The 22,433-nt window shown below is 53.7% G+C and carries 21 protein-coding genes; 8 read left to right on the plus strand and 13 right to left on the minus strand.

What is annotated here, in order from left to right; translation table 11 throughout:
* Positions 1 to 1,455, plus strand: coding sequence for an aldehyde dehydrogenase (locus tag E2H98_RS06050; RefSeq protein WP_133592129.1), 1,455 nt, complete (start codon positions 1 to 3; stop codon positions 1,453 to 1,455).
* Between the two features lie 58 nt (positions 1,456 to 1,513).
* On the opposite strand, the gene E2H98_RS06055 is transcribed toward E2H98_RS06050, so the two are convergent.
* Complete coding sequence (locus E2H98_RS06055; protein WP_133592131.1) at positions 1,514 to 2,320, minus strand: zinc metalloprotease; 807 nt, start codon at positions 2,318 to 2,320, stop codon at positions 1,514 to 1,516.
* Between the two features lie 453 nt (positions 2,321 to 2,773).
* Here E2H98_RS06055 and E2H98_RS06060 point away from each other — a divergent pair, with 453 nt between their 5' ends.
* The 6 genes from E2H98_RS06060 to E2H98_RS06085 all read left to right on the plus strand — a co-directional run bounded on the left by E2H98_RS06060 (position 2,774) and on the right by E2H98_RS06085 (position 8,374).
* A complete protein-coding gene (locus tag E2H98_RS06060) occupies positions 2,774 to 3,190 on the plus strand; it encodes a RidA family protein (protein WP_232475466.1) in 417 nt (138 codons plus the stop codon).
* 21 nt (positions 3,191 to 3,211) lie between these two features.
* Complete coding sequence (locus tag E2H98_RS06065) at positions 3,212 to 3,742, plus strand: 3-hydroxyanthranilate 3,4-dioxygenase (protein WP_133592135.1); 531 nt, start codon at positions 3,212 to 3,214, stop codon at positions 3,740 to 3,742.
* 156 nt (positions 3,743 to 3,898) lie between these two features.
* Complete coding sequence (locus tag E2H98_RS06070) at positions 3,899 to 4,909, plus strand: amidohydrolase family protein (RefSeq protein ID WP_133592138.1); 1,011 nt, start codon at positions 3,899 to 3,901, stop codon at positions 4,907 to 4,909.
* On the plus strand, positions 4,906 to 5,718 hold the full coding sequence (locus E2H98_RS06075) for a cyclase family protein (RefSeq protein WP_157591270.1): 813 nt from the start codon (positions 4,906 to 4,908) through the stop codon (positions 5,716 to 5,718). The genes E2H98_RS06070 and E2H98_RS06075 overlap by 4 nt, the downstream gene beginning before the upstream one ends.
* Positions 5,719 to 5,729: 11 nt before the next feature.
* The gene (gene kynU / locus E2H98_RS06080; protein ID WP_133592142.1) at positions 5,730 to 7,010 is read left to right on the plus strand and encodes a kynureninase; all 1,281 of its coding nucleotides are present in this window, start codon (positions 5,730 to 5,732) and stop codon (positions 7,008 to 7,010) included.
* On the plus strand, positions 7,007 to 8,374 hold the full coding sequence (locus E2H98_RS06085) for an FAD-dependent oxidoreductase (protein WP_133592144.1): 1,368 nt from the start codon (positions 7,007 to 7,009) through the stop codon (positions 8,372 to 8,374). The genes kynU and E2H98_RS06085 overlap by 4 nt, the downstream gene beginning before the upstream one ends.
* A gap of 4 nt (positions 8,375 to 8,378) precedes the next feature.
* On the opposite strand, the gene E2H98_RS06090 is transcribed toward E2H98_RS06085, so the two are convergent.
* From E2H98_RS06090 to ilvC, 11 genes are all read right to left on the minus strand, one after another.
* Complete coding sequence (locus E2H98_RS06090) at positions 8,379 to 9,233, minus strand: alpha/beta fold hydrolase (RefSeq protein WP_133592146.1); 855 nt, start codon at positions 9,231 to 9,233, stop codon at positions 8,379 to 8,381.
* A 39-nt stretch (positions 9,234 to 9,272) separates the two neighbouring features.
* Positions 9,273 to 9,818, minus strand: coding sequence for a hypothetical protein (locus E2H98_RS06095; RefSeq protein WP_133592148.1), 546 nt, complete (start codon positions 9,816 to 9,818; stop codon positions 9,273 to 9,275).
* Positions 9,819 to 9,990: 172 nt separating this feature from the next.
* Positions 9,991 to 10,989, minus strand: coding sequence for a cytochrome d ubiquinol oxidase subunit II (locus E2H98_RS06100; RefSeq protein WP_133592150.1), 999 nt, complete (start codon positions 10,987 to 10,989; stop codon positions 9,991 to 9,993).
* Positions 10,986 to 12,350, minus strand: coding sequence for a cytochrome ubiquinol oxidase subunit I (locus tag E2H98_RS06105; RefSeq protein WP_133592152.1), 1,365 nt, complete (start codon positions 12,348 to 12,350; stop codon positions 10,986 to 10,988). Before E2H98_RS06105 ends, E2H98_RS06100 begins: the two co-directional genes overlap by 4 nt.
* Positions 12,351 to 12,525: 175 nt before the next feature.
* Positions 12,526 to 13,074, minus strand: a complete 549-nt coding sequence (locus E2H98_RS06110; RefSeq protein WP_198325247.1) for a GbsR/MarR family transcriptional regulator — start codon at positions 13,072 to 13,074, stop codon at positions 12,526 to 12,528.
* A 101-nt stretch (positions 13,075 to 13,175) separates the two neighbouring features.
* A complete protein-coding gene (gene ilvD / locus E2H98_RS06115; protein ID WP_133592153.1) occupies positions 13,176 to 15,017 on the minus strand; it encodes a dihydroxy-acid dehydratase in 1,842 nt (613 codons plus the stop codon).
* 240 nt (positions 15,018 to 15,257) lie between these two features.
* Positions 15,258 to 16,223, minus strand: a complete 966-nt coding sequence (locus E2H98_RS06120) for a branched-chain amino acid transaminase (protein ID WP_133592155.1) — start codon at positions 16,221 to 16,223, stop codon at positions 15,258 to 15,260.
* Entirely contained in the window at positions 16,201 to 17,793 is a 1,593-nt protein-coding gene (gene cimA / locus E2H98_RS06125; protein ID WP_133592157.1) for a citramalate synthase, read from the minus strand. The genes E2H98_RS06120 and cimA overlap by 23 nt, the downstream gene beginning before the upstream one ends.
* Positions 17,790 to 18,047, minus strand: a complete 258-nt coding sequence (gene ilvM / locus E2H98_RS06130; protein WP_133592159.1) for an acetolactate synthase 2 small subunit — start codon at positions 18,045 to 18,047, stop codon at positions 17,790 to 17,792. The genes cimA and ilvM overlap by 4 nt, the downstream gene beginning before the upstream one ends.
* Before the next feature lie 40 nt (positions 18,048 to 18,087).
* Positions 18,088 to 19,737, minus strand: coding sequence for an acetolactate synthase 2 catalytic subunit (gene ilvG / locus E2H98_RS06135; RefSeq protein WP_198325248.1), 1,650 nt, complete (start codon positions 19,735 to 19,737; stop codon positions 18,088 to 18,090).
* A 16-nt stretch (positions 19,738 to 19,753) separates the two neighbouring features.
* Positions 19,754 to 20,851: a ketol-acid reductoisomerase gene (gene ilvC / locus E2H98_RS06140; protein WP_133592163.1), complete on the minus strand. Its 1,098-nt coding sequence runs from the start codon at positions 20,849 to 20,851 to the stop codon at positions 19,754 to 19,756.
* A gap of 406 nt (positions 20,852 to 21,257) precedes the next feature.
* On the opposite strand from ilvC, the gene E2H98_RS06145 reads away from it, so the two are divergent.
* The gene (locus E2H98_RS06145) at positions 21,258 to 21,926 is read left to right on the plus strand and encodes a TetR/AcrR family transcriptional regulator (protein ID WP_157591271.1); all 669 of its coding nucleotides are present in this window, start codon (positions 21,258 to 21,260) and stop codon (positions 21,924 to 21,926) included.
* 66 nt (positions 21,927 to 21,992) lie between these two features.
* On the opposite strand, the gene E2H98_RS06150 is transcribed toward E2H98_RS06145, so the two are convergent.
* The gene (locus tag E2H98_RS06150) at positions 21,993 to 22,418 is read right to left on the minus strand and encodes a DUF1801 domain-containing protein (protein WP_133592166.1); all 426 of its coding nucleotides are present in this window, start codon (positions 22,416 to 22,418) and stop codon (positions 21,993 to 21,995) included.
* Positions 22,419 to 22,433 lie beyond the last annotated feature (15 nt).

Raw genomic sequence — 22,433 nt, forward strand, 5'->3', positions numbered from 1 at the left:
ATGTCTGATTACATCGACATTCTGAACTACATCGACGGCGAACTTCAGCCAGCCCAGTCGCAACAATGGCTGGACAATATCGAGCCGGCCACGGGTCATGTTTATTCACGACTGCCGGACTCCGATGCCAGCGATATCGATGCCGCTTATCGCGCCGCGAAAGCGGCGTTTCCGTTGTGGAAAAACACCAGCATCGATGAACGGGCGCGCTTGCTCAATGCCATCGCGGATCGCATTGATGCCTGGCAGGACGCATTGGCCGAAGCCGAGAGTATCGACAACGGCAAACCGGTTTCGCTGGCTTGCAGCGTAGACATTCCACGCGCCTCACATAATTTCCGTTTTTTCGCGCATGCCATTACCCAATGGGCCAGCGAAAGTCACAGCATGGGCGCCACTGGCTTCAATTACACCTTGCGCGACCCGATTGGTGTGGTCGGTTGTATTTCGCCGTGGAATCTGCCGCTGTATTTATTCAGCTGGAAAATTGCGCCAGCGCTCGCCGCCGGCAATTGTGTTGTTGCAAAACCCTCGGAAGTGACGCCGATGACGGCATTTCTGTTGGCCAATATTTGTCGTGAAGTCGGCCTGCCACGCGGCGTACTGAATATCGTCCATGGCCTTGGCGCCAAAGCCGGCAATGCCATCGTCAGTCATCCCGGCATCAAAGCAATTTCGTTTACCGGCGGCACCAAGACTGGCGAACACATCGCCCGCACGGCAGCGCCGATGTTCAAGAAATTGTCGCTGGAACTCGGCGGCAAAAATCCGACCGTGGTGTTCGCCGATTGCGATGTCGACAAAACGCTCAATGAAGTCTTGCGCGCTTCGTTCGCCAATCAAGGCCAGATCTGTTTGTGCGGTTCACGCATTTATATCGAGCGACCAATCTACGAAAAATTCAAAGCAGCACTGGTCGAACAAGCATCGCAGTTGATCGTTGGCGATCCGCAGGAAAAAGCCACCCAGCAAGGCGCACTGGTGTCGAAAGCCCATATGGATAAAGTGCTGTCGTATATCGCGCTGGCAAAACAGGAAGGCGGCAAACTGCTGACGGGCGGCGAAGCGCTGCAACTCGATGGCCGCTGCAAGGATGGCTACTTCATCAAGCCTACCGTGTTCGAGAATCTCGATATCGGGTGCCGCACCAATCAGGAAGAAATTTTTGGCCCGGTAATCACCCTGACGCCGTTCGATGATGAACAGCAGGCGATCGCTTACGCCAACGGTACCGGCTACGGGCTCGCGGCTAGTGTCTGGACCGAAAACCTGAGCCGGGCCCATCGCGTCGCCGCCGAACTGGAATTCGGTATTGTCTGGATCAACTGCTGGCTGCTGCGCGATTTGCGTACACCGTTTGGTGGCGTCAAGCAGTCTGGTGTCGGCCGCGAAGGCGGTGTCGAAGCGCTGCGCTTCTTTACCGAAGCCAAGAACGTCTGCGTGAGACTGTCCTGACGATAGGTAACACAATAAAAGGCCATCCGAGGATGGCCTTTTATTTTTCGCCGGTCATTTAATGTTGATGTTCGCGGGCACGCTCCAAGGTCCAGGTGACCACCGTCAAAATGCGACGGCCTTGACCGAAGTTCAGTTCATACACCGCTTTACCGCCACGTGCGGCAAGTAAACGGCCCCAGTTTTCTGGACCATTCATGTCAATATTGTTGAAAAAGTCCTCGGCACTCATTCCGCTCTGACACTTTTTGCCTTTGCACGGATTACCGCCACCGCCTTCGTCATCCAAATGTTGATAGATCTGCTCCAACATTTGATAGTCATGCTGATCCGGATGTTGGTTCGGTTCAGGATTATTGGAGTAATCCATGCACGTGCCGGTCGTGGTATTGAAGTCCTCATCGTTATGATCGAGACCCAGGATATGACCAATTTCCTGGCACATGACTGAATTGCGCCATGCCGGCGTGTCGTATGTAGGCGAGTTGTAATAGGTGTCATTCACCTTGACCACACCGCTGGTGATATGACCGCCATTGATGGCAATCGAGGCAATGCCGAGCCAGCCATTGTTACCATAGGTATCGTTGCAAACTTCAACCTTTCCGGTCGAGGCACGACAGCGTTTCGGATTACTCACGGTGCCGGCAACCACTGGTGTGTTAATCACCCTCGAGGCTGACCAATCATTGGCGGCGCCATCCAACGAAGCTTGCCAACGGCTGTCGACATTGTCACCAAGCCCGATGGTGATGGGGTTACTGCTGCGCTCCCAATGATAATTTCCCCACGCATGGTCCGCGTTAGCCGATGACATGCTGCCCCATACAATCATTGAAACTGAAAACCATTGCCAACGATTCATTCTACCCCTCCATGTTCATGTCACTATTCAGCGCCGACTTGAGGCACTACTTGACCAATGTAGCCCAATCGAGGCATGTCAAGGCTCAGCAACAGCGCATCAACGCTGTGCTGACTTTAGCAAGTTGTCGAAGATTCAAGCGCTTAGTTCATGCTGTCTGAGTACTGCTGATTGAGAGATGGCCTAAGAATGTGTCTGCTTATTCAATATTGACCAGTCTTGAGGGTACGCGTATAAAATTGGCTTTATGTTCCCTGTCGGTGTTTCACACCAATGAGCGCAACCGCGTATCGACAAAAATCCAGCGGCGCCATTTTCGCCAGCCGAAATGGTTGCAAATTTATTTTCGCCTGAATCCCCGCCTTTACGGCGTCGCTTCCACAGCGGCGCCGCGCTTGTCGTACCAGTAGTTCGTCCACACTAAAAATCCAATAAATGAAACAGGAGTTCGTGATGACTGATTCCATTCATTCAGAAAACGCACCGGAACCGGTAGGTCTCTATCCGCATGCACGCCGCGTCGGCAATTTGTTGTTCTTGTCCGGTGTCGGACCGCGCAAGAAAGGCAGCAAGGAAATTCCGGGTGTGACGCTGAACCCGGCTGGCGACATCATTGAGTACGATATCGAAGCGCAATGCCATTCGGTTTTTCAAAACGTGAAAACCATTCTCGAATCGTCCGGTTCGCGCTGGGAAAACCTGGTCGATGTCACCGTTTACCTGACCAATATGCGTGCCGATTTCGCCACTTACAATCGACTCTGGGCCGAGTATTTCAAAGATGCGCAGCCCTGTCGAACGACAGTTGAAATACTCAGCTTGCCAACACCAATCGCTATCGAACTGAAATGCATCGCGACCATTGATTGACGGTCGCGTCGCGAGGTGAATATGAATATTGTTCCGCCATTCAATTTTCAGAAATGGATTGAAGAACACCGACACTTGCTGCAACCGCCGGTGTGCAACAAACAAGTGTTCGAGAATGACGAGTTCATCGTCATGGTCGTCGGCGGCCCGAACGGCCGCAAGGATTACCACTACGACGAAGGCCCCGAATTCTTCTACCAGCTAGAAGGCGAGATGCTGCTGAGAACGATGCAAAACGGCGAACGGGTCGACTACCCAATCAAAGCCGGGGAAATCTTTCTGCTGCCAGCAAAAGTACCGCACTCACCGGTGCGTTACCCAAACTCGATTGGTTTGGTCGTCGAACGCAAACGCCTACCGCATGAAAAGGACGGATTAATGTGGTTTTGCGACAACTGCGACCACAAACTGTATGAGGAGTATTTTACCTTGCACAGCGTCGAGAAAGATTTTCTGCCGGTGTTTGAGCGCTACTTAGCCAGTGAGGAAAAGCGTACTTGCGAAAAGTGCGGAACCGTGGCACCGGCGGTAAATAAGTTGGCGATGAAATAATCTTGCAGCATCTGCTTTGTTTTTTCGAAGCTGAATATATTGAAAAGAAAAAAGGGGTCCCCGTATGCGCCAGCCGGCAAATGCCGAAACTGCTTTGGCTTCTACGCCCATGGAGCCCTGTAACGAAGCTCATGTTTTTTAATAAACGGATAAAGAATGCTTACCATCGACATCCACACCCATATCCTTCCAGAAAACTGGCCGAACCTGAAAGAACGTTACGGTTACGGCGGATTTGTGCAACTGGAACACTGTGGTCCTGGTTGCGCCAGAATGATGAAAGACGGCGAGTTCTTTCGCCAAATCGAACACAACTGCTGGGACCCGAAGCAGCGCATTACCGAATGCGACAGCCACGGCGTGCACGTGCAGGTGCTCTCGACAGTACCGGTGATGTTCAGTTATTGGGCCAAGCCGGAACACACACTGGATTTGTCAAAAATCCTCAATGACCATATCGCCGATTGTGTCACCGCACACCCGAAACGCTTTGTCGGCCTCGGTACGATTCCGATGCAGGACAGCAAGCTGGCGATTCAGGAGCTCGAACGCTGTGTCAAGGAACTGAAATTTCCCGGTGTGCAAATCGGCTCCAACATCAATGGCCTCAATCTGAATGACCCAGCGCTGTTCGACATTTTTGCAGCGGCCCAGGATTTGGGCGCCTGCATTTTTGTTCATCCTTGGGAAGTATTTGGTCGTGATCGCCTGAAGAAATATTGGGCACCATGGTTGGTTGGTATGCCGGCAGAAACGGCGCTGGCTATTTCCTCCATGATCTTCGGTGGTGTGTTTGAGCGCTTGCCGAATTTGCGCGTCGCGTTTGCTCATGGTGGTGGCAGTTTCCCCTTTACGATCGGCCGATTGGAACATGGCTTCGATGTTCGTCCGGATCTCGTTGCGGTAGACAATCAGAAAAGTCCTCGAGATTATCTTGACCGGATTTATCTCGATACTCTGGTTCACGATCCGCTAGCGCTGCGTTACCTGCTGGATTTGATGGGTCCGCAAAAGCTTGCGCTCGGCACCGACTATCCGTTTCCCCTTGGCGAGTTGGAGCCAGGCAAACTGATTCATGAAACCTGCAACGATGAGCTGGTCAAAGCACGCTTGTTGCACGGCACTGCCTTGGAATGGATGAATCTCGGCAAGGAGCAATTTCTTTGATCAAAGTTACCATTGACATTGCAGAGCAGAAATTTCTTGCCCGGTTTGACCAGGCTATCAGTCTTGCCATTCCGGTACGGTTCGACGGCGCGCAGCCAGCCTGTTTTGGCACCGCCCCGGCCACTGCCTCGCCATTGCAAGCCGGTTCGTTTGTCGGCGATGTTCAGCGTGGTGGCTCGTGCAATGTGCCGGTGTTGACGCTGAACCCGCATTGCAACGGCACCCATACCGAAACCATCAGTCATGTCGTCAGCGCGTCAATTCCGCCAGCGCAAATAGCGCCGACACTGGTGCCTTGCATATTGCTCACGGTAAAGCCCTGTGTAGCAGCGACGACCAGTGAGCAATACCGGCCTGAGCTGAGTCCGCATGACACCGTTATCACGGCCGAAATGCTGAAAAAATGTCTGGCTGACGCGGACACTAATTTCTTGTCAGCGCTGGTCATTCGCACGCTACCGAACACCGACGCCAAGCTCAGCATGGATTACCACGATGCGCCGTTTTTTACTCGCGACGCGATGCAGTACTTGCTCAGCAAAGGGGTGGAACACCTGTTGGTGGATTTTCCGTCCATCGATCGAATGAATGATGACGGCCACCTGACCGCGCACCATCTGTTTTGGAATCTCGAAGAAGACAGTCATCGACTGCGCGATGGTGCGCGTACGCATTGCAGCGTTACTGAACTGATTTATGTACCGAACTCGGTCGAGGATGGGCGCTACCTGTTGTCGTTACAGGTTACCGCTTTCGCACTGGACGTCAGCCCAAGCCGTCCGCTACTGATACCGATTGAACAACAATAGTTGGAGCTTCCATGTTAGAGAACTCGTTAGCGTTTGCGCAAAAACTCGATGCCGCCGACCCGCTGCGTCATATGCGCGAACAGTTTCATTTTCCGAAAGCTGCCGATGGTCAGGACGAGATTTATCTGGTCGGCAATAGTCTTGGTTTGCAACCGAAGCGCACTGAAACCTATTTGGCGGAATTTCTGCGTGACTGGCGCGAACTCGGTGTCCGCGGTCATTTCGAACCGAAACATGCCTGGCTGCCGTACCATGAATTTCTGACCGACGCGAGTGCTGAACTGGTGGGAGCCAAACCAGTTGAAGTCGTGTGTATGAACTCACTAACCGTCAATCTGCACCTGTTGATGGCGAGTTTCTATCGACCGACCAGCACCCGCTTCAAAATCCTGATCGAGGATCATGCGTTTCCTTCGGATCACTACGCGGTCGAATCACAAATTCGCTTTCACGGTTTTGATCCGGCAGCGGCTTTGATTGTCGTCAAACCGCGCGAGGGTGAGCACTGCATTCGTCACGAAGATCTGGTCGCGACCATTGAGCGTGAAGGAGCATCGCTGGCGCTGATCATGCTGCCCGGTGTGCAGTATTACAGCGGTGAAGTATTCGATATGCAGGGCATTACCGAAGCAGGTCATAAAGTTGGCGCTCATGTTGGCTTTGATCTCGCGCACGCGGCCGGCAATATCGTCATGCATCTGCACGATTGGCATGTTGATTTTGCCGCCTGGTGTTCGTACAAATACCTGAATAGCGGCGCCGGTTCGGTTGCCGGAGCATTTGTCCATGAACGTCATGTCGCGCGCACAGATATTCCACGCTTGGCCGGTTGGTGGGGCCATGACAAGAAAACCCGTTTCCAGATGGGCCCGCACTTTCAGCCGATCCCATCGGCAGAAAGTTGGCAATGCTCCAATCCACCGATTCTGTCGTTGGCGGCCGTGCGCGCCTCACTGGATACCTTTACTGAAGCCGGCGGCATTCATCCGCTGCGGGAAAAATCCTTGAAGCTGACCGGCTTTCTCCGCTTCCTGCTGGAAAGCGAATTCAAAGGCGATATCGATATCATCACGCCATTTGAGCCGCGTCGTCACGGCGCGCAGTTGTCATTGAATATCGATCTGCACGGCATGAAAGCCAAAGATGTACAGAAGAAACTGGAAACGCAAGGCGTTGCTTGCGATTTTCGCGAGCCGAATGTCATGCGCGTGGCGCCAACGCCGCTGTATAACCGTTTTGAGGACTGTTATCGCTTTGTGCAAATGCTGAAAGCAACGGTGCCAGCATCATGAGCAAACCACTTCCCACAATTACATTGATCGGCGCCGGTCTGGTCGGTTCGCTGTTGGCGGTTTATTTGAGTCAGCGCGGCTACACCGTGCGCGTTTTTGAAAAGCGCCCCGACATGCGCAAAGCCTCGATCAGCGCTGGCCGCTCCATCAATCTGGCACTGGCCAATCGCGGCATTCGGCCGCTGGAAGCGATTGGTTTGATGGATGTCATCCGTCCGATCATCATTCCGATGTTGGGGCGCGAACTGCACGATGAACAAGGCAACTTGAGTTTTTTGCCTTACGGACAACGTCCGCATGAAGTGGTCTACTCGGTATCACGCGGCGAATTGAACAAGACCTTGATGACCGCCGCCGAGCAACGCGGCAACGTCACCATTGAGTTTAGCCAAGCGGTTGAGCATATCGATTACCAACGGAAGACCTTAACGCTGCGAGACGAACAAAGCGGGCAAACCCGCACTGATTCATTCGATATTCTGATCGGTGCAGACGGCGGTGGCTCAGCGGTGCGGCGCACACTGGACCAGCATCTGAACAAGATGAGTCGTGAGGAAAAGCTACCGCACTCCTACAAAGAGCTGCATATCGCCGACAATGGCAAAGGCGGCTTCCGAATGAAGCGCGAAGCTTTGCATATCTGGCCACGCGATGAATACATGTTGATTGCGCTGCCGAATCCGGATGGCAGTTTCACGGTAACGCTGTTCATGCCGGATGAAGGCGAGCACAGTTTCTCCCGTTATCAGGACAAACCAACTGTGCAGCAATTTTTCCGCGAGAAATTCCCGGATGCGCTGACCCTGATGCCGGATGCCGCCGATCAGTATTTGCAGAATCCGACCGGTTTTCTCGGCACTGTTTATTGCGATCATTGGCATCTTGATGATCACACGCTGCTGATTGGTGATGCTGCCCATGCCATCGTGCCATTCCACGGTCAGGGCATGAATTGTGGCTTTGAGGATTGCTTCGATTTGAATGCGCTGCTGGACCAATATCAGGATGACTGGTCACAGGTAATGCCAGCATTCCAGCGCCTGCGTAAACCGAATGGCGACGCCATCGCCCAGATGGCATTGGAAAACTATATCGAGATGCGCCACTCGGTTAATGATCCAAAGTTCCAGTTGAAAAAGCAGGTGGCGTTCGCACTGGAAAATCGGATTCCGAATACGTTTATTCCGCGCTATTCGATGGTCATGTTTCACCATATTCCGTATGTCGAGGCCTTGCGTCGTGGTGTCGTGCAAGCCGACGTTCTCGACGAGCTGTGCCAATCGGCAACGCGCCTAGACGAGGTTAATCTGGAGCAGGGTGTGGAATGGGCAAGAGCGCGACTGTCACCAGTCACTATCGAATAAGGTATTACGGCAATAGCTGCTTCAAGACGGCGTCAGGCGCTTCCCATTGCGGGTAGTGCCCGATGCCCGGGAGCTCAACGACATCGGCATGTTGAATCAGCTGTCGATAGCGATCGACAAGATGGCGTCCAGAAACGGGATCATCGATACCGTTGATCAAGCGCAGCGGTATCGGACTTTTTTGCATCGCCTGCAACCAGCGATCGCGATGCACTTTTCGTTCGCGCATATACCGGATGATGGTTGGAATAACGCGTTTGCCTTGATGCAATGAAATCAGCAACCAAAAGCCGTCAATCTCTTCTGTTGTCGGCGATTGCCCAGCACCAAAGATGCGTCGAAAATTTCTTTGCAGCGTGCGCTTTTGCATCAGCTTCGCGATCAATGGACCGAGTGGTGAAAGCAATAATCGTTGCGCCAATACCGGTCGATGTGTTTCCGGAAACAACCCGCCATTCAAAAACGTGATCGCCGAGATCTGCAGCGATGTCTGCCTGGCCATCATTCGGGCCAATAGTTCCTGGGCAACGCTGTCGCCAAAATCATGTGCCAATATGCGGCATTCGGTAATACCCAACTCGCTACACAGTTTCTCGATCAGATCGGCTTGTTCAACGATCGTATAGCGATGCGGATACGGCTTGTCGGAAAACCCGAAGCCGAGAAAATCCATTGCCAGCACTTGATAACGCGTTGTCAGCTCCGGCCAAAGCGCTTGCCAATCCCAGGACGAGGTTGGAAAGCCGTGTAGAAGCAGCAGCGACGGCCCCTGCCCTTGCAGCCAATAGCTGAGCCGGAATCGGTTGATCACCAGATGTTGCTGACGATTGCGCCAATCTGCCAAGATTATTCGAATCATTGTTCCAAAGACCTCAGCCAACCGGATGGAGATTCGCAATCAGACGACGATGGTATCGTCACCAAATTCCTGCCAACGGGCATTGCGACGAACGTAGATACGTTTGCTCAATTTCTGATCGCCAGAACCAGCCATCGAGCGAATGGCGGCGCGCAAAGCAATGATGCCGCGTGTGGATTTTGAACCGGTAAACAAAATGCAGGCTTGAGCCGGAATGGCAACCAGCAGTTCGCCTTCGACATCGTTCTGTATACTTTCCCAGAACTGATCGAGCACCATCAGGCAGGCTTCATCCTGGCCATTGGCGCGCAGTAAGAACGCCGGACCGCGTCCGACCCGTTCGACTTTACCCAGCCTTGCCTGCAGATTTTTCAGCGCTTCCAGCAACAGTTCGTATTTTTCCAGGCCAAGCTTTTCCAATACGTCGGCGTTGACGAATACTCGTCCGCCCGGCGCTTCGACATAGTAAATCAGCGACAGATCGACGGCGAAGCGATCACTGATCGCATCATCCGGCACAAACGATGGCACCTGCTCATGCGCACAGACCATCGGAAACACGGCTGATTTATCATATTTTGCCATCGCTGGAACCTCTGCAGCCAATCACGGCAGCAATCCTGATGGCGCCGGGCACCATCGTGGTTTGATCATGACAACAATAGTGCAGTCTGAACGCCGGATCGACAAGTGTTTTATCAAGCGCAAAAACGCCAGTACTAAACTGGCGTTCTTGTTGATGCGAAGTGATGCGGTTTCAACCGTATTGCAGCTCCTGCGCTTTACCGGTAAATACCCGATACGAAAATATCGTATAGCCAATAATCATCGGCAAGGTAATCGCCGTGCCCCAGAGTATGAACACCAGTGAGTCATCGGCACTGGCCGCTTGCCAGATGGTCATTTGATCCATAATTACATAAGGAAAAATGCTGTAAGCCAAACCGAACGCACTCCATAACATGGCAATGGCGATCAGCGCGAACGGCAAATGTCTCAGCTTGTGTTTTACCCGCGAGGAATTCAGGATTACCCGTGCGGCGATCAACGTGGCGATAGTCATCAGCGGAATCGGCAGTAACGACAGAAATTCCGGCATACGAAACCAACGCTCGGCCACCGTTGCGCTGGCCAGCGGTGTCGCAATACTGATCAGAAAAATGCCCAGCACGAGCAACGGCCAGGCCCATTTTGCCCAGCGAATGGCGCGTTGCTGCAATTCATTTTCCGATTTGATGATCAGCCAGCAAGCACCGAGCATCAGATACGCCGCCGGCAACGCCAAGGCAATCAACAATGAAAACGCCGTGTAGATCCAGCCTTGTTGAAAGCCGGTGATATAACTGCCAAGCATCCAGCCTTGAGCGACACTGGCGATCAAGCTGCCGGCAAAAAACGCGCGATTCCAGCGCTGCTTATTGTCGGCATGCACTTTCACCCGAAAATCAAACGCAACACCGCGCAGAACCAATCCGAGCAACATGATGGTTACTGGTAGATACAACGACGTCAGCACAATGCCATGCGCTTTCGGAAACGCAATCAGCAGCAAGCCGACACCGAGAACCAGCCAGGTTTCATTGGCATCCCAGAACGGTCCGATGGCAGCGACCATCCGGTCCTTTTCCTGCTCGGAGCCAAACGGCAACAACATGCCAACGCCGAGATCAAAACCATCCAATGTCACGTACACCAGCAACGCCAAGCCCATCAGACACATGAAGATAACGGGCAATATGCTTTGTTCACCAATCATGATTTCACCTCAGACAACGACCAGCTTCCCGGTTCATCCTGCTCGGATGATTGACGTTCGCCGGCTTTCAACATCAAGCGCATCAACACCGTGACGTAAGCAAATAACAGAAAACCGTACACCAGACCATAAGCCGTCAAACTGAACACAATCTTGCCCGGCACGATGTTGGCGGCCATATCAGCGGTTTTGACCAGGCCGTGGATCAGATACGGTTGCCGACCAATTTCGGTGACATACCAACCGGCCAAGGTTGCCAGCCAACCGGAAAAGGTCATCGCCATCAGCACGCGCAAAAAAAGTTTTGGTAGTTCACCGATCTGCCATTGCCGCCTTTTCAAAAACCAGACGCCACCCCAACTGACCAGCAACATCAGCAAGCCGGTTCCCACCATGATGCGAAAGCCCCAGAACACCGGCGCCACTGGTGGATGCTCACCTTTGAACTCATTCAATCCGCGGATTTCAGCGTCGATATCGTGCTTCAGAATGAAGCTGGCGCCGCCAGGAATACCGATGGCCCAATCATTACTGCGCGTTTGTTCATTTGGCCAGGCAAACAACAAAAGCGGTGCCTGGGTTTGCGTTTGCCAAATGCCTTCCATCGCCGCGACTTTTTGTGGCTGATGTTTCAGCGTGTTGAGCCCGTGCAAATCACCGACGAAAATCTGCACGGGGATCAACATCGCGGCGATGAACAAACCGGTTCGTAAGGTTTTTCCGGTTGCCGGCGTACGCACATTGCGCCAGAGTTGATACGCGCTGAAACCCGCCATCAGAAAGCCGACCGTCAATCCACTGGCCAGCATCATGTGCGCCAAACGATAAGGGAACGACGGATTGAAAATAATCGCCCACCAATCCTTGACGAAGAACTCGCCGTTGACAATTTCGTAACCGACCGGCGTTTGCATCCATGAGTTCAGGCTCAAGATCCAGAACGCCGAAAACGACGTGCCGATGGCAACCATTGCCGTGGCAAACAAGTGCACGCGCTCTGACACACGGTTGTGCCCGAACAGCATGATGCCGAGAAAAGAGGCTTCCAGAAAAAACGCCGTCAGCACTTCATAACCGAGCAATGGTCCTGCAATATTACCGGCTCTTTCCATAAAGCCTGGCCAGTTGGTGCCAAACTGAAAGCTCATCGGGATGCCCGATACAACACCGATAGCAAAACTCAAGGCAAAAACCTTCGTCCACAGTTTGTAAGCCTTTAGCCAACCTTCATCGCGCGAGCGAATCCAGCGCCAGCGAAAATACAGCAGTACCCAGGCCAGCGCGATCGTGATGGTCGGAAACAGAATGTGAAAACTGATATTCAGGGCGAATTGCATCCGCGCCAGTAACAACGCATCCATTGACTTCTCCAACAGATTATTTAAAAAGAATTAGTGCAATCGTCTGCGCGTTATAGATGGCGACGCTGTTTGAGGTAGTAATGATCTATAACGAGGGGGCTTGAAAACCAAAACCGCAATGAAGATGCCTGTCCTTGTGCAAAACAACCCAACAAAAATGGCATCATGCGCTCCGCTAACTACCAGAAGAACGGCCCTTGGCCAGCGCCAACAGCTTTTGTACCTTGGCGCCCATTTTCAGCAACTGCATCAAGGTCTTCGAATCCATTTGCTGCACATCATCGAACCACTTCGACAACATTTCGATCAGCTCGTACATGCCGCGCATTTTTTCCTGGGCGATTTTGTCGGCGTCGTTACGCGGGTTTTCCAGCATCGCATGACGCAGCATCGATAATGTCGGTTCGATTTCGCGCCGGCGCCGCTCCTCGGCCAGCGTCCGGAACACTTCCCAGGCATCGGAGGGTGCTTCGAAATACTCGCGCCGGTCACCCGGAAAATGGGTCAGCTTCACCAGCCGCCAGGCTTGCAGCTCTTTCAGGCCCATCGAGACATTGGAGCGGGAAAATGATAATTGCTCGGCCAGGTAATCGGCATGGACAGGCTCGGCACTGACGAAAATCAGGGCATAGATTTGCCCAACGGTGCGGTTGATACCCCAGCGGCTGCCCATTTCACCGAAATGGGTGACAAACTCGCGGACCAGCGGTGACAGACGCTCCACGTACGGCTCCAGCAACAATCATTGACCACGGTCAAGATTATACTGAATTTTCAGAAAATACTGAAACTTTAGAAATGAATTTTTGGGGTGGCTGCCCGGTACTAGCCGGGCAGCAGCCTCACCGCCCCTTTATCGGCACTGCTGGCCATCAGCGCGTAAGCCCGCAAAGCGTAGCTTATTTGGCGCTGGCGATTCACCGGCGTAAAAGCTTGCGCGCCGCGTTGCTGCTGGCGTTCATGTCGCGCCTTTAGCGTTTCATCGCTGATGTCCAACTGTAGCCGACGGGTGGGAATGTCAATCACGATGCGGTCGCCTTCTTCAATTAGGGCAATGGCGCCAGCGCTGGCCGCTTCCGGTGAAATATGGCCTATCGATAAACCAGACGTGCCGCCAGAAAAACGGCCATCGGTAATCAACGCGCAGGATTTGCCCAAGCCCTTCGCTTTCAGATAGCTGGTGGGATAAAGCATTTCCTGCATACCAGGCCCACCTTTGGGACCTTCGTAACGAATGACCACACAATCGCCGGCGACGATCTGATCTGCAAGAATCGCCTCAACGGCAGCATCTTGCGATTCGAATACCCGTGCGCGGCCATTGAATTGCAAACAGCTTTGATCGACACCGGCGGTTTTAACAATGCAACCATCCGGCGCAATATTGCCGAACAACACCGCCAAACCGCCGTCCTGACTGTAGGCATGCTCGCGCGAACGAATGCAGCCTTGTTTTCGGTCATCATCCACCGTTGGCCAACGCTCGCTCTGACTGCAAGCCTGCACCGTGCGTCGACCGCCGGGAGCTGCTTTGAAAAACTGCAAAACCGCTTGGTCGTTCGTTTGCGCGATATCCCACTTTGCAATCGCCTCTGCCTGAGTCGACGCATGGACAGTGCCCGCTTCCCCCTGCAACAAACCAGCGCGCTGCAACTCACCAAGAATCGCGTAGACACCACCGGCGCGATGCACATCTTCAATATGGTACTGCTGCGTGCTCGGCGCCACTTTACATAAATGCGGTACAACACGACTCAAGCGATCAATATCCTGCATCGTGAACGGCACACCCGCTTCGTGCGCCGCCGCCAGCAAATGCAATACGGTATTCGTTGATCCGCCCATCGCGATATCCAGCGTCATCGCGTTCTCAAATGCCTGCAACGAGGCAATCGCACGCGGCAACACCCGCTCATTATTTTTCTCATAATATTCACGCGCCAACTCGACAATCCGAGCCGAGGCACGCGCAAACAATTGCTTACGATCGGCATGCGTTGCCAATACCGTGCCGTTGCCTGGTAATGCCAAACCGAGCGCTTCGACCAAACAGTTCATCGAATTGGCCGTGAACATACCCGAGCAAGAACCGCAGGTCGGGCAGGCATTGTGCTCAGTATCTTCGACTTCCTGATCGGAAACCGAGGCGTCAGCGGCGCTGACCATGGCGTCGACCAAATCGAGCTTGATCAGATTGTCACCACGCTTGACCTTGCCCGCCTCCATCGGCCCGCCGGAAACAAAAATCACCGGAATATTCAGCCGCAGCGCCGCCATCAACATTCCCGGCGTGATCTTGTCGCAATTGGAAATACAGATCATCGCGTCAACGCAATGCGCGTTCACCACATACTCGACTGAATCGGCAATCAACTCGCGTGACGGCAAGCTGTACAACATGCCGTCATGGCCCATCGCAATACCATCGTCAATAGCGATGGTATTGAACTCACGCGGCACACCACCGGCATCACGCACCGCTGCCGATACCCACTCACCGACTTCCTTCAAATGCACATGACCCGGCACAAACTGCGTATAGGAGTTGACTACCGCGATCAGTGGTTTATGAAAGTCGTTTTCCGACAAACCGGTCGCGCGCCAGAGCGCACGGGCTCCGGCCATATTGCGACCTGCGAAAGTGGTTTTTGAGCGGTATTGCGGCATAGCGTTTTCCAAATCAGTTTTTATCGTTGCGTTACTGGATTTCCCTTTGCGCCAGCCGATGCTTGCCTATCCAGTTCCGTCCAAGTAGTAGGTCCGAACTTATCCGGACAATCCCGAACCACGATCGGTGTGCGAATGAATTCGCAGCTACCTTATCTGTCCAGCTCCGCTTGATAGTCGCCGGAGCGAGACCCGGCAAACCATTAAAAGCACAATGAATTTCGCCGCAAATCTACGAAACTAAGCATAAATCGCCCGTACCTGCGCCGAAGTCGGATTCTCCACCGGCTCCAACCACCCATGCGTATCCGCCGTCTCGCCAGTAAACAAGCCAAAAAACTTCTTCTGAATCGCATGCGTTACCGGACCGCGCGCACCACTACCAACCTTCATGCTATCAACCGACCGCACCGGCACGATTTCCGAAGCGGTGCCACACAGGAAAATCTCATCAGCAACGTACAGAGCTTCACGCGCAATGCTCTGCTCGATCACCTCATAGCCCAATTGCTTGGCCAACACGATCACCGCATCACGAGTCAAACCTGGCAGAATCGAAGCAGTCAATGGCGGCGTATACAGCTTCTTCTTTTTCACCAGAAAAATGTTCTGACCAGCGCCTTCCGACACCATGTTCTGGGCATCCAGCGCAATCCCTTCAGCATAACCATGACGACGCGCTTCGCGTGCAATCAGCGCTGACGACAGATAATTACCGCCCGCTTTGGCACCTGTTGGCATGGTATTGGGCGCCAGCCGATGCCAGGACGAAACGCCAACATCAACACCACGCTCTTGCGTGCCTTCGCCAAGGTAAGCGCCCCACTCGAACGCAGCAATCGCGACGTCGACCGGCGTTTCCGGTCCCGGCACAATGCCGATACCGCCATAACCGAAATACGCCACCGGACGCAGATAAGCCTGTTTCAGATTATTGGTGCGAACAATCTCTTTGCAGGCGTTGATGATGTCTTCTTTGCTGTACGGAATTTCCATGCGGTAAATGCGCGCCGAATCAAACAGGCGATCGATATGTTCGGTCAAACGAAAAACAGCTGTGCCCGCCGGCGTATCGTAAGCGCGAATGCCTTCGAATACTGACGAGCCATAATGCAGCGCGTGCGTCAGCACATGGGTAGTGGCTTCAAACCATGGCCGTATTTGGCCGTTGAACCAGATTTTCTCAGGCGGCGTTAATGCGGCCATAATTTGCTCCTTTTTCCTGCAGACGTAAGATGAATAATTCCAGACTCGCCAGCAGCGCCTCGGCACTGGCCTCAATAATGTTTTCCGAACAACCAACCGTACACCAGCTTTGCTCGCCAACCGTTGCTTCAATCCAGACGCGTGTGGTAGCGGCTGTTGCCTGTTCCGGATCGAGAATACGCACTTTGTAATCGCTCAGGCGAATATCTTCGATGCACGGATAAAACGGATTCAGCGCTTGCCGTAAAGCCAGATCAATTGCGGCGACCGGACCATTGGCTTCGGCAGCAGTCAGCGTTTCAACGCCATCAACCTGTACTTTAGCCGTTGCTAAACTTTTCTGGTGCTCACCCGTGCGCCGCAGCGATTGCACCATCAAATCCCGCACTGAAAAAGGTGGCCGGTAATTCGGCGCTTGCCTGCGCACAATCAACTCAAAACTACCGTCAGCCGCTTCCAGACTCAGGCCGCGCGCTTCCGCTTGCTTGATTTCATTGGTGACGATTTGCTCGGCCTCTCCAATATCCAGCCCCAATTGTTCGGCGCGCAAACGAATATTGCCGCGGCCGGCCAATTCCGAAACTAGAATCTCACGACCATTGCCAACCAAGGCCGGATCGATGTGCTCGTAACTCGCCGTCATCCGCTGCACCGCTGCGGCATGCAAGCCACCTTTATGGGCAAAGGCATTATGGCCTACATAGGCGGCAAAATTATTCGGCGCCAAATTGGCAATTTCGCTGACTTGTCTTGAAACCTGAGTCAGCTCCTGCAGTTTTTCTGCGGCGCGCACCGCTTGGCGCATTTTCAATGCCAGGTTTGGCAACAACGACACCAGATTGGCATTGCCGCAGCGCTCGCCAATACCGTTGATCGTTCCTTGGATTTGTCGGGCACCGGCACGCACAGCGGCCAATGAATTGGCGACGGCCAACTCACAGTCGTTGTGGGCATGAATGCCGATTGCTGTTTTCACTTTTCTTGTTACCGCCTCGATCACGGTAAAAATCGTTTCCGGTAAACTGCCGCCATTGGTATCACATAACACCAGCCAGTCGGCACCGGCGCTTTCCGCCGCCTGCAGACAAGCCAGCGCGTATTCACCATCCTCAGCAAAGCCATCAAAAAAATGTTCGGCGTCAAACACCACTTCGCGACCTTCACGCTTCAGCAAACGAACACTATCTTCAATCGCCCGCAAGTTATCCTGCTTACTAGCTCGCAGAATTTGTTCGACATGCAAGCGAGAGGCTTTACCGACGATGGTCACGACCGGAGTTTGCGCTTCCAGCAAACCGATTAGCTGTGCATCGTGATCGGCACTGTTGTTCATTCGGCGTGTAGCACCAAATGCACACACTATTGTTGCGCCCAGATCGAGCTCACGTGCCCGACGGAAATACTCGGCATCTTTCGGGTTCGATGACGGCCAGCCGCCTTCGATGTAATCGATGCCAAAATCGGCAAGCAGTTTGGTGATGCGCAGCTTGTCGGCCACACTGAAGCTGATGCCTTGACGCTGGGCACCATCCCGCAAGGTGGTATCGTATAAAAGTACCGATGAACTCACACCGCACTCCGCAGCAACATGGGTTCGGCGACGGCATTGACGCTCATGACATCGACCAGTTTTCCCAGCTGCCGGCTCAGATTTTCGGTGGCCCGTTCGCCGGTCAAACGCAGTGTCACGTCATAAATATCCTGACTGCGCGAATTCTGCACCTGCAGCGACTGCACGGCGAAACCACGGTGACGGGTGACGCGCAGCAGTCGTTCCAGCGCGCCTTCGTTGTTGCGAACGGTCAGAAACATAACGGATTCCATGATCTTTTCCTCGTTCATCGTTTCGGTTGATTCACCGCGTTTACACGCGCACGTTTTCCATCATGTCGTCATTGGTTTTGCCCGGAGGCACCAATGGCCAGACATTTTCTTTCGGGTCGATTACGACATGCAGCAACAGCGGACCTGGCTCACGCAATAGCGTGTCGATGGCCGCACTTTCTTCACTGCGGGCACGAATGGTTTTGGCCGGAATACCATAAGCGGCGGCAATCGCGACAAAATCCGGGTTATCGGATAAATCGATTTCACTGTAACGCTCGGCAAAAAACAGCTCTTGCCATTGTCGAACCATGCCCAGTGCCTGGTTGTCGAGCAGAATGATCTTGACCGGCAGTTGGTAGCGTTTAATCGTCGCCAACTCCTGGACGTTCATCTGAAATGAACCATCACCGCTGACGCAAATCACACGTGCTTCCGGCATCGCCAGTTGTGCGCCAATGGCAGCCGGCAGGCCGTAACCCATCGTACCCAGACCACCGCTGGTCAAATGCTGACGGGCATGACGAAAACCGTAGTGCTGCGCCACCCACATTTGATGCTGACCGACATCGCAGCTAACAAACGTGTTGTCATCAGCTCGCTGTGATAATTGGTTCAGCAAACCCGGCGCATAAATGCCCTGCCCCGGCGCGTCATAACGAAAGGCGTACAGCCGCGCTTCGTGCTGACATTGTCGACGCCAGTTGTCGATACGAGTTGGCACCGCCAACGCCGGCAGCAACTGATTCAGATCGCCAATCAAACGAATGTCGGCAGCGCGCAGCTTGCCGATTTCCGCTTCATCCATATCCAAATGCACAACACGAGCATTCGGCGCAAAACCGGTCAGTTTGCCGGTGGCACGATCATCAAAACGGGCGCCAACGACAATCAACAAATCGGCACGTTGCACCGCATAGTTCGCGGCACGAGTACCATGCATACCGAGCATGCCAAGATTCAGCGGATGATCGAATGGCAGCACGCCCAAACCTTTCAGCGTGCTGACTTGCGGAATGCCGCTGGCTTCGACAAATTCGCGCAAGGCATTTTGCGCTTCAGCCAACACGACGCCGCCACCAACATACAACAACGGTTTTTGCGCCGAAGAAATCAGCGCGCGCGCCTGATGCAACGCCATCCGATCCAATTCATGTTTGCTCGGTGTCGGCTCAGGTACCGGTGCAAAACTGAACGGCGCCACTTGCACGTCTTTTGGAATGTCGATCAACACTGGCCCTGGCCGACCAGACATCGCCAGATGACATGCCTCTTTGACGATACGCGGCAAATCCTCAACACGGCGCACCAGGTACGAATGCTTGACGATCGGCAAGGTCATGCCAAAGACATCAACCTCTTGAAAGGCATCGGTGCCGATCAACGGATTGGCGACCTGACCAGTAATCGCCAACATTGGCACCGAGTCCATATAGGCATTGGCGATACCGGTGATCAAATTGGTGGCGCCAGGACCGCTGGTCGCCATGCACACGCCCAGGCGACCACTGGCACGCGCATAACCATCGGCCGCCAGCGCCGCGCCTTGTTCATGCCGACACAAAATATGCGTCAGCGTGGAATCGAGCAGCGCATCGTAAACCGGCATGATCGCGCCGCCCGGATAGCCGAAGATGTGCGTTACACCTTCCGCCTCCAGGGCACGACACAGCGCATGGGCTCCGTTCACGGGCAAGCTTCCTTGTTTAGAATTTTTCGGTTTCACGGTAGGCAACGGCTTTCGCGCCCAGCGCACCGCCGCCACTCGGATTCGCTTTTTCATTGCCCGGCAACCAGCGCATATGGGTGCGTAATTCGGCGCCGACTTTTTCGATTGGCAACGCCAAATCTTTTGCCATCAGCGCTTGATAATTTTTGCCGCCAGCTTCGTTTTCGGCGATCCATTCTCTCGCGAAACGGCCTGACGTGATGTCATCCAACACTTCCTGCATGCGCTGACGAGTTTCGGCGTTGATCACGCGCGGACCACGGGTCAGGTCACCGTATTTGGCCGTGTCGGAAACAAACTCGTGCATACGCTTGAAGCCGCCTTCGTACAGCAAATCGACAATCAACTTCAGTTCGTGCAGGCATTCGTAATAGGCGATTTCTGGTTGGTAACCGGCGTTGACCAGCGTTTCAAAACCGGCGGCAACCAATTCGGTGGCCCCACCGCACAGCACCGCTTGCTCACCGAACAGATCGGTTTCGGTTTCTTCCTTGAACGTGGTTTCGTAAACGCCAGCGCGGGTGCAACCGATGCCGTGGGCATAGGCCAATGCGCGTTCCAGCGCCGTGCCGGTAGCGTCCTGATGGACAGCAACCAAGCCCGGTACGCCGGCGCCTTTCTGGAATTCCATCCGTACCAACCGGCCCGGGCTTTTCGGGGCAACCATCGCGACATCGATATCGGCATTTGGCTGGATCAGGCCGTACAGGATGTTGAAGCCGTGGCTGAACATCAGCAGCGCACCCGGCTTGATGTTGGCTTTGACGTGTTGCTCCCATACGGCTTTCTGGGCCAAGTCCGGGGTCAGCAGCATGACCACATCAGCGTCTTTCGCCGCTTCGGCGAACGGCAGCACGGTGAAGCCATCGGCTTTCGCGGCTTGCCAGGTCTTGCCTTCCGGACGCAGTCCGATCACAACATCCAGCCCGGAATCGCGCAGGTTCTGGGCCTGCGCCTTGCCTTGCGAGCCGTAACCCAATACGGCAATGCGCTTGTCACGAAGCGCGGCCGGGCGGGCATCTTGTTCGAAATACATCTTGGCCATTGTTCTTTCTCCTTTCCTGATTGTCTTCATTAAAAATTTCGTTGGTCCTGAAACGAAGAAGCCCCCCGGACCTTTCGGTGCGGGGGGCTTCTTGGCTTAATCTCGTTTAGTTTCTCGCCGACAGCATCCCGCACCACGATCGAATAATCACGGTCACGAGTACGAGAATGACGAATTCAATATTGCGGTGCGGCATGGCAGTTCGCTTGTAAGTCTTGCTGTTTGAGGTTTCAGGTTTACGTTAACGGAAATTACGTAAACCGTGAGTGCAAGGTAGCACGCCCTTTCTGAATCCGGCAAGCAAAAACTTGATAACCATTGGTTATGAAACGAGCAAACTGGTCTATGCTCGGTGATACGGCTGTTCCGCTCGCTGGACGGCTGTGTAAGACCGACTATGCTTATTTTTAAACCAACAACGAAGTATTCCCGAGCTATGGCTGAAGAAAAAACCTCCATGCAGTATCGCGGTCGCAAGACCCGTCGTGCCGATGGCCATGCCCGCCGTCAGGCAATTTTGGAAGCGGCGTTGCGGATTATCGTCCGGGACGGCATTCGAGCGGTCCGACACCGGGCCGTAGCCCAGGAAGCGCAGGTGCCGCTGGCCGCGACGACGTACTACTTCCGAGACTTGGGTGAGCTGATTTCCGACTCATTCACGCTCTATGCCGAACGAGCGTTGGAAGCCGCCAAGTCGCTGGAAAAGGACACTGTCGCCGCGCTCAATGAGCACCGACCGCAAATGAATACGCCCCAAGGACGCGAGCAGCTGGCGCGCATGCTGACCGAGTTCGTCATGCACTTCATGCGTTCACAAACCGAAGATCGCGACGATAGGCAAATCGAGCAGGCGTTCCGTCAGGAAGCCTTGCGCAACGAAAAGCTGGCCAACGATGTGCAAGTGCCCTACCGGGCCAATCTCGGCATTCTCGAACGCTTCTTCCAGGGCTTGGGCTCCGCCGATCCGGTTGCCGATGCCCATGCGGTATTCGGCGCGATCAAACACTGGGAATTTCAGTTGTTGGTCAACACCCCGACCGACGAAGATTGGGCTACAGCAGAACGCAGCTTGCGGCGTCTGGTCATGGGCTTGTTCAAGCTCTGAAATCAAATAAAAAAGGCGGCTTCGAGCCGCCTTTTTTACCGCCGAAATTTTACTTTGCCCCGCCGATCAGCAAGCCCCTTTCCGGGTCTTTTTCATATCTGCGACCGAGCGTTTGATCAGCTCCTTCAATACTTTTAAATCGACGTCGCTGAGCTTATCTAAGTACAAACAGGACTTTCCGGTTTTGTACTTGCCGAGCTTGTTCATTAGCTCATCGTATTCAGAAAAGCCAGACATGATATAGAGCACCAAATTCTGCTTGCGTGGTGAAAACCCGCACAGCATCCAATCACCTTCTCGACCGCTCTCATAGACATAATGATAGTGACCAAAGCCGACAATACTACTGCCCCACATCACCGGCTCGGCCTTGGTAATTGCCGACATGATGTCGATAACTTTTTCGCAGTCCTGTCGCTTTTGCTCTGGCTCTACGTTGGCAATAAATGCCGCGACGCTGGCGTCGTTCTTTTTAGTTTTCAGTTCGGCCATATTCACTCCACCCTG

The sequence above is a fragment of the Permianibacter aggregans genome, from assembly GCF_009756665.1.
Lineage (GTDB): Bacteria > Pseudomonadota > Gammaproteobacteria > Enterobacterales > Permianibacteraceae > Permianibacter > Permianibacter aggregans.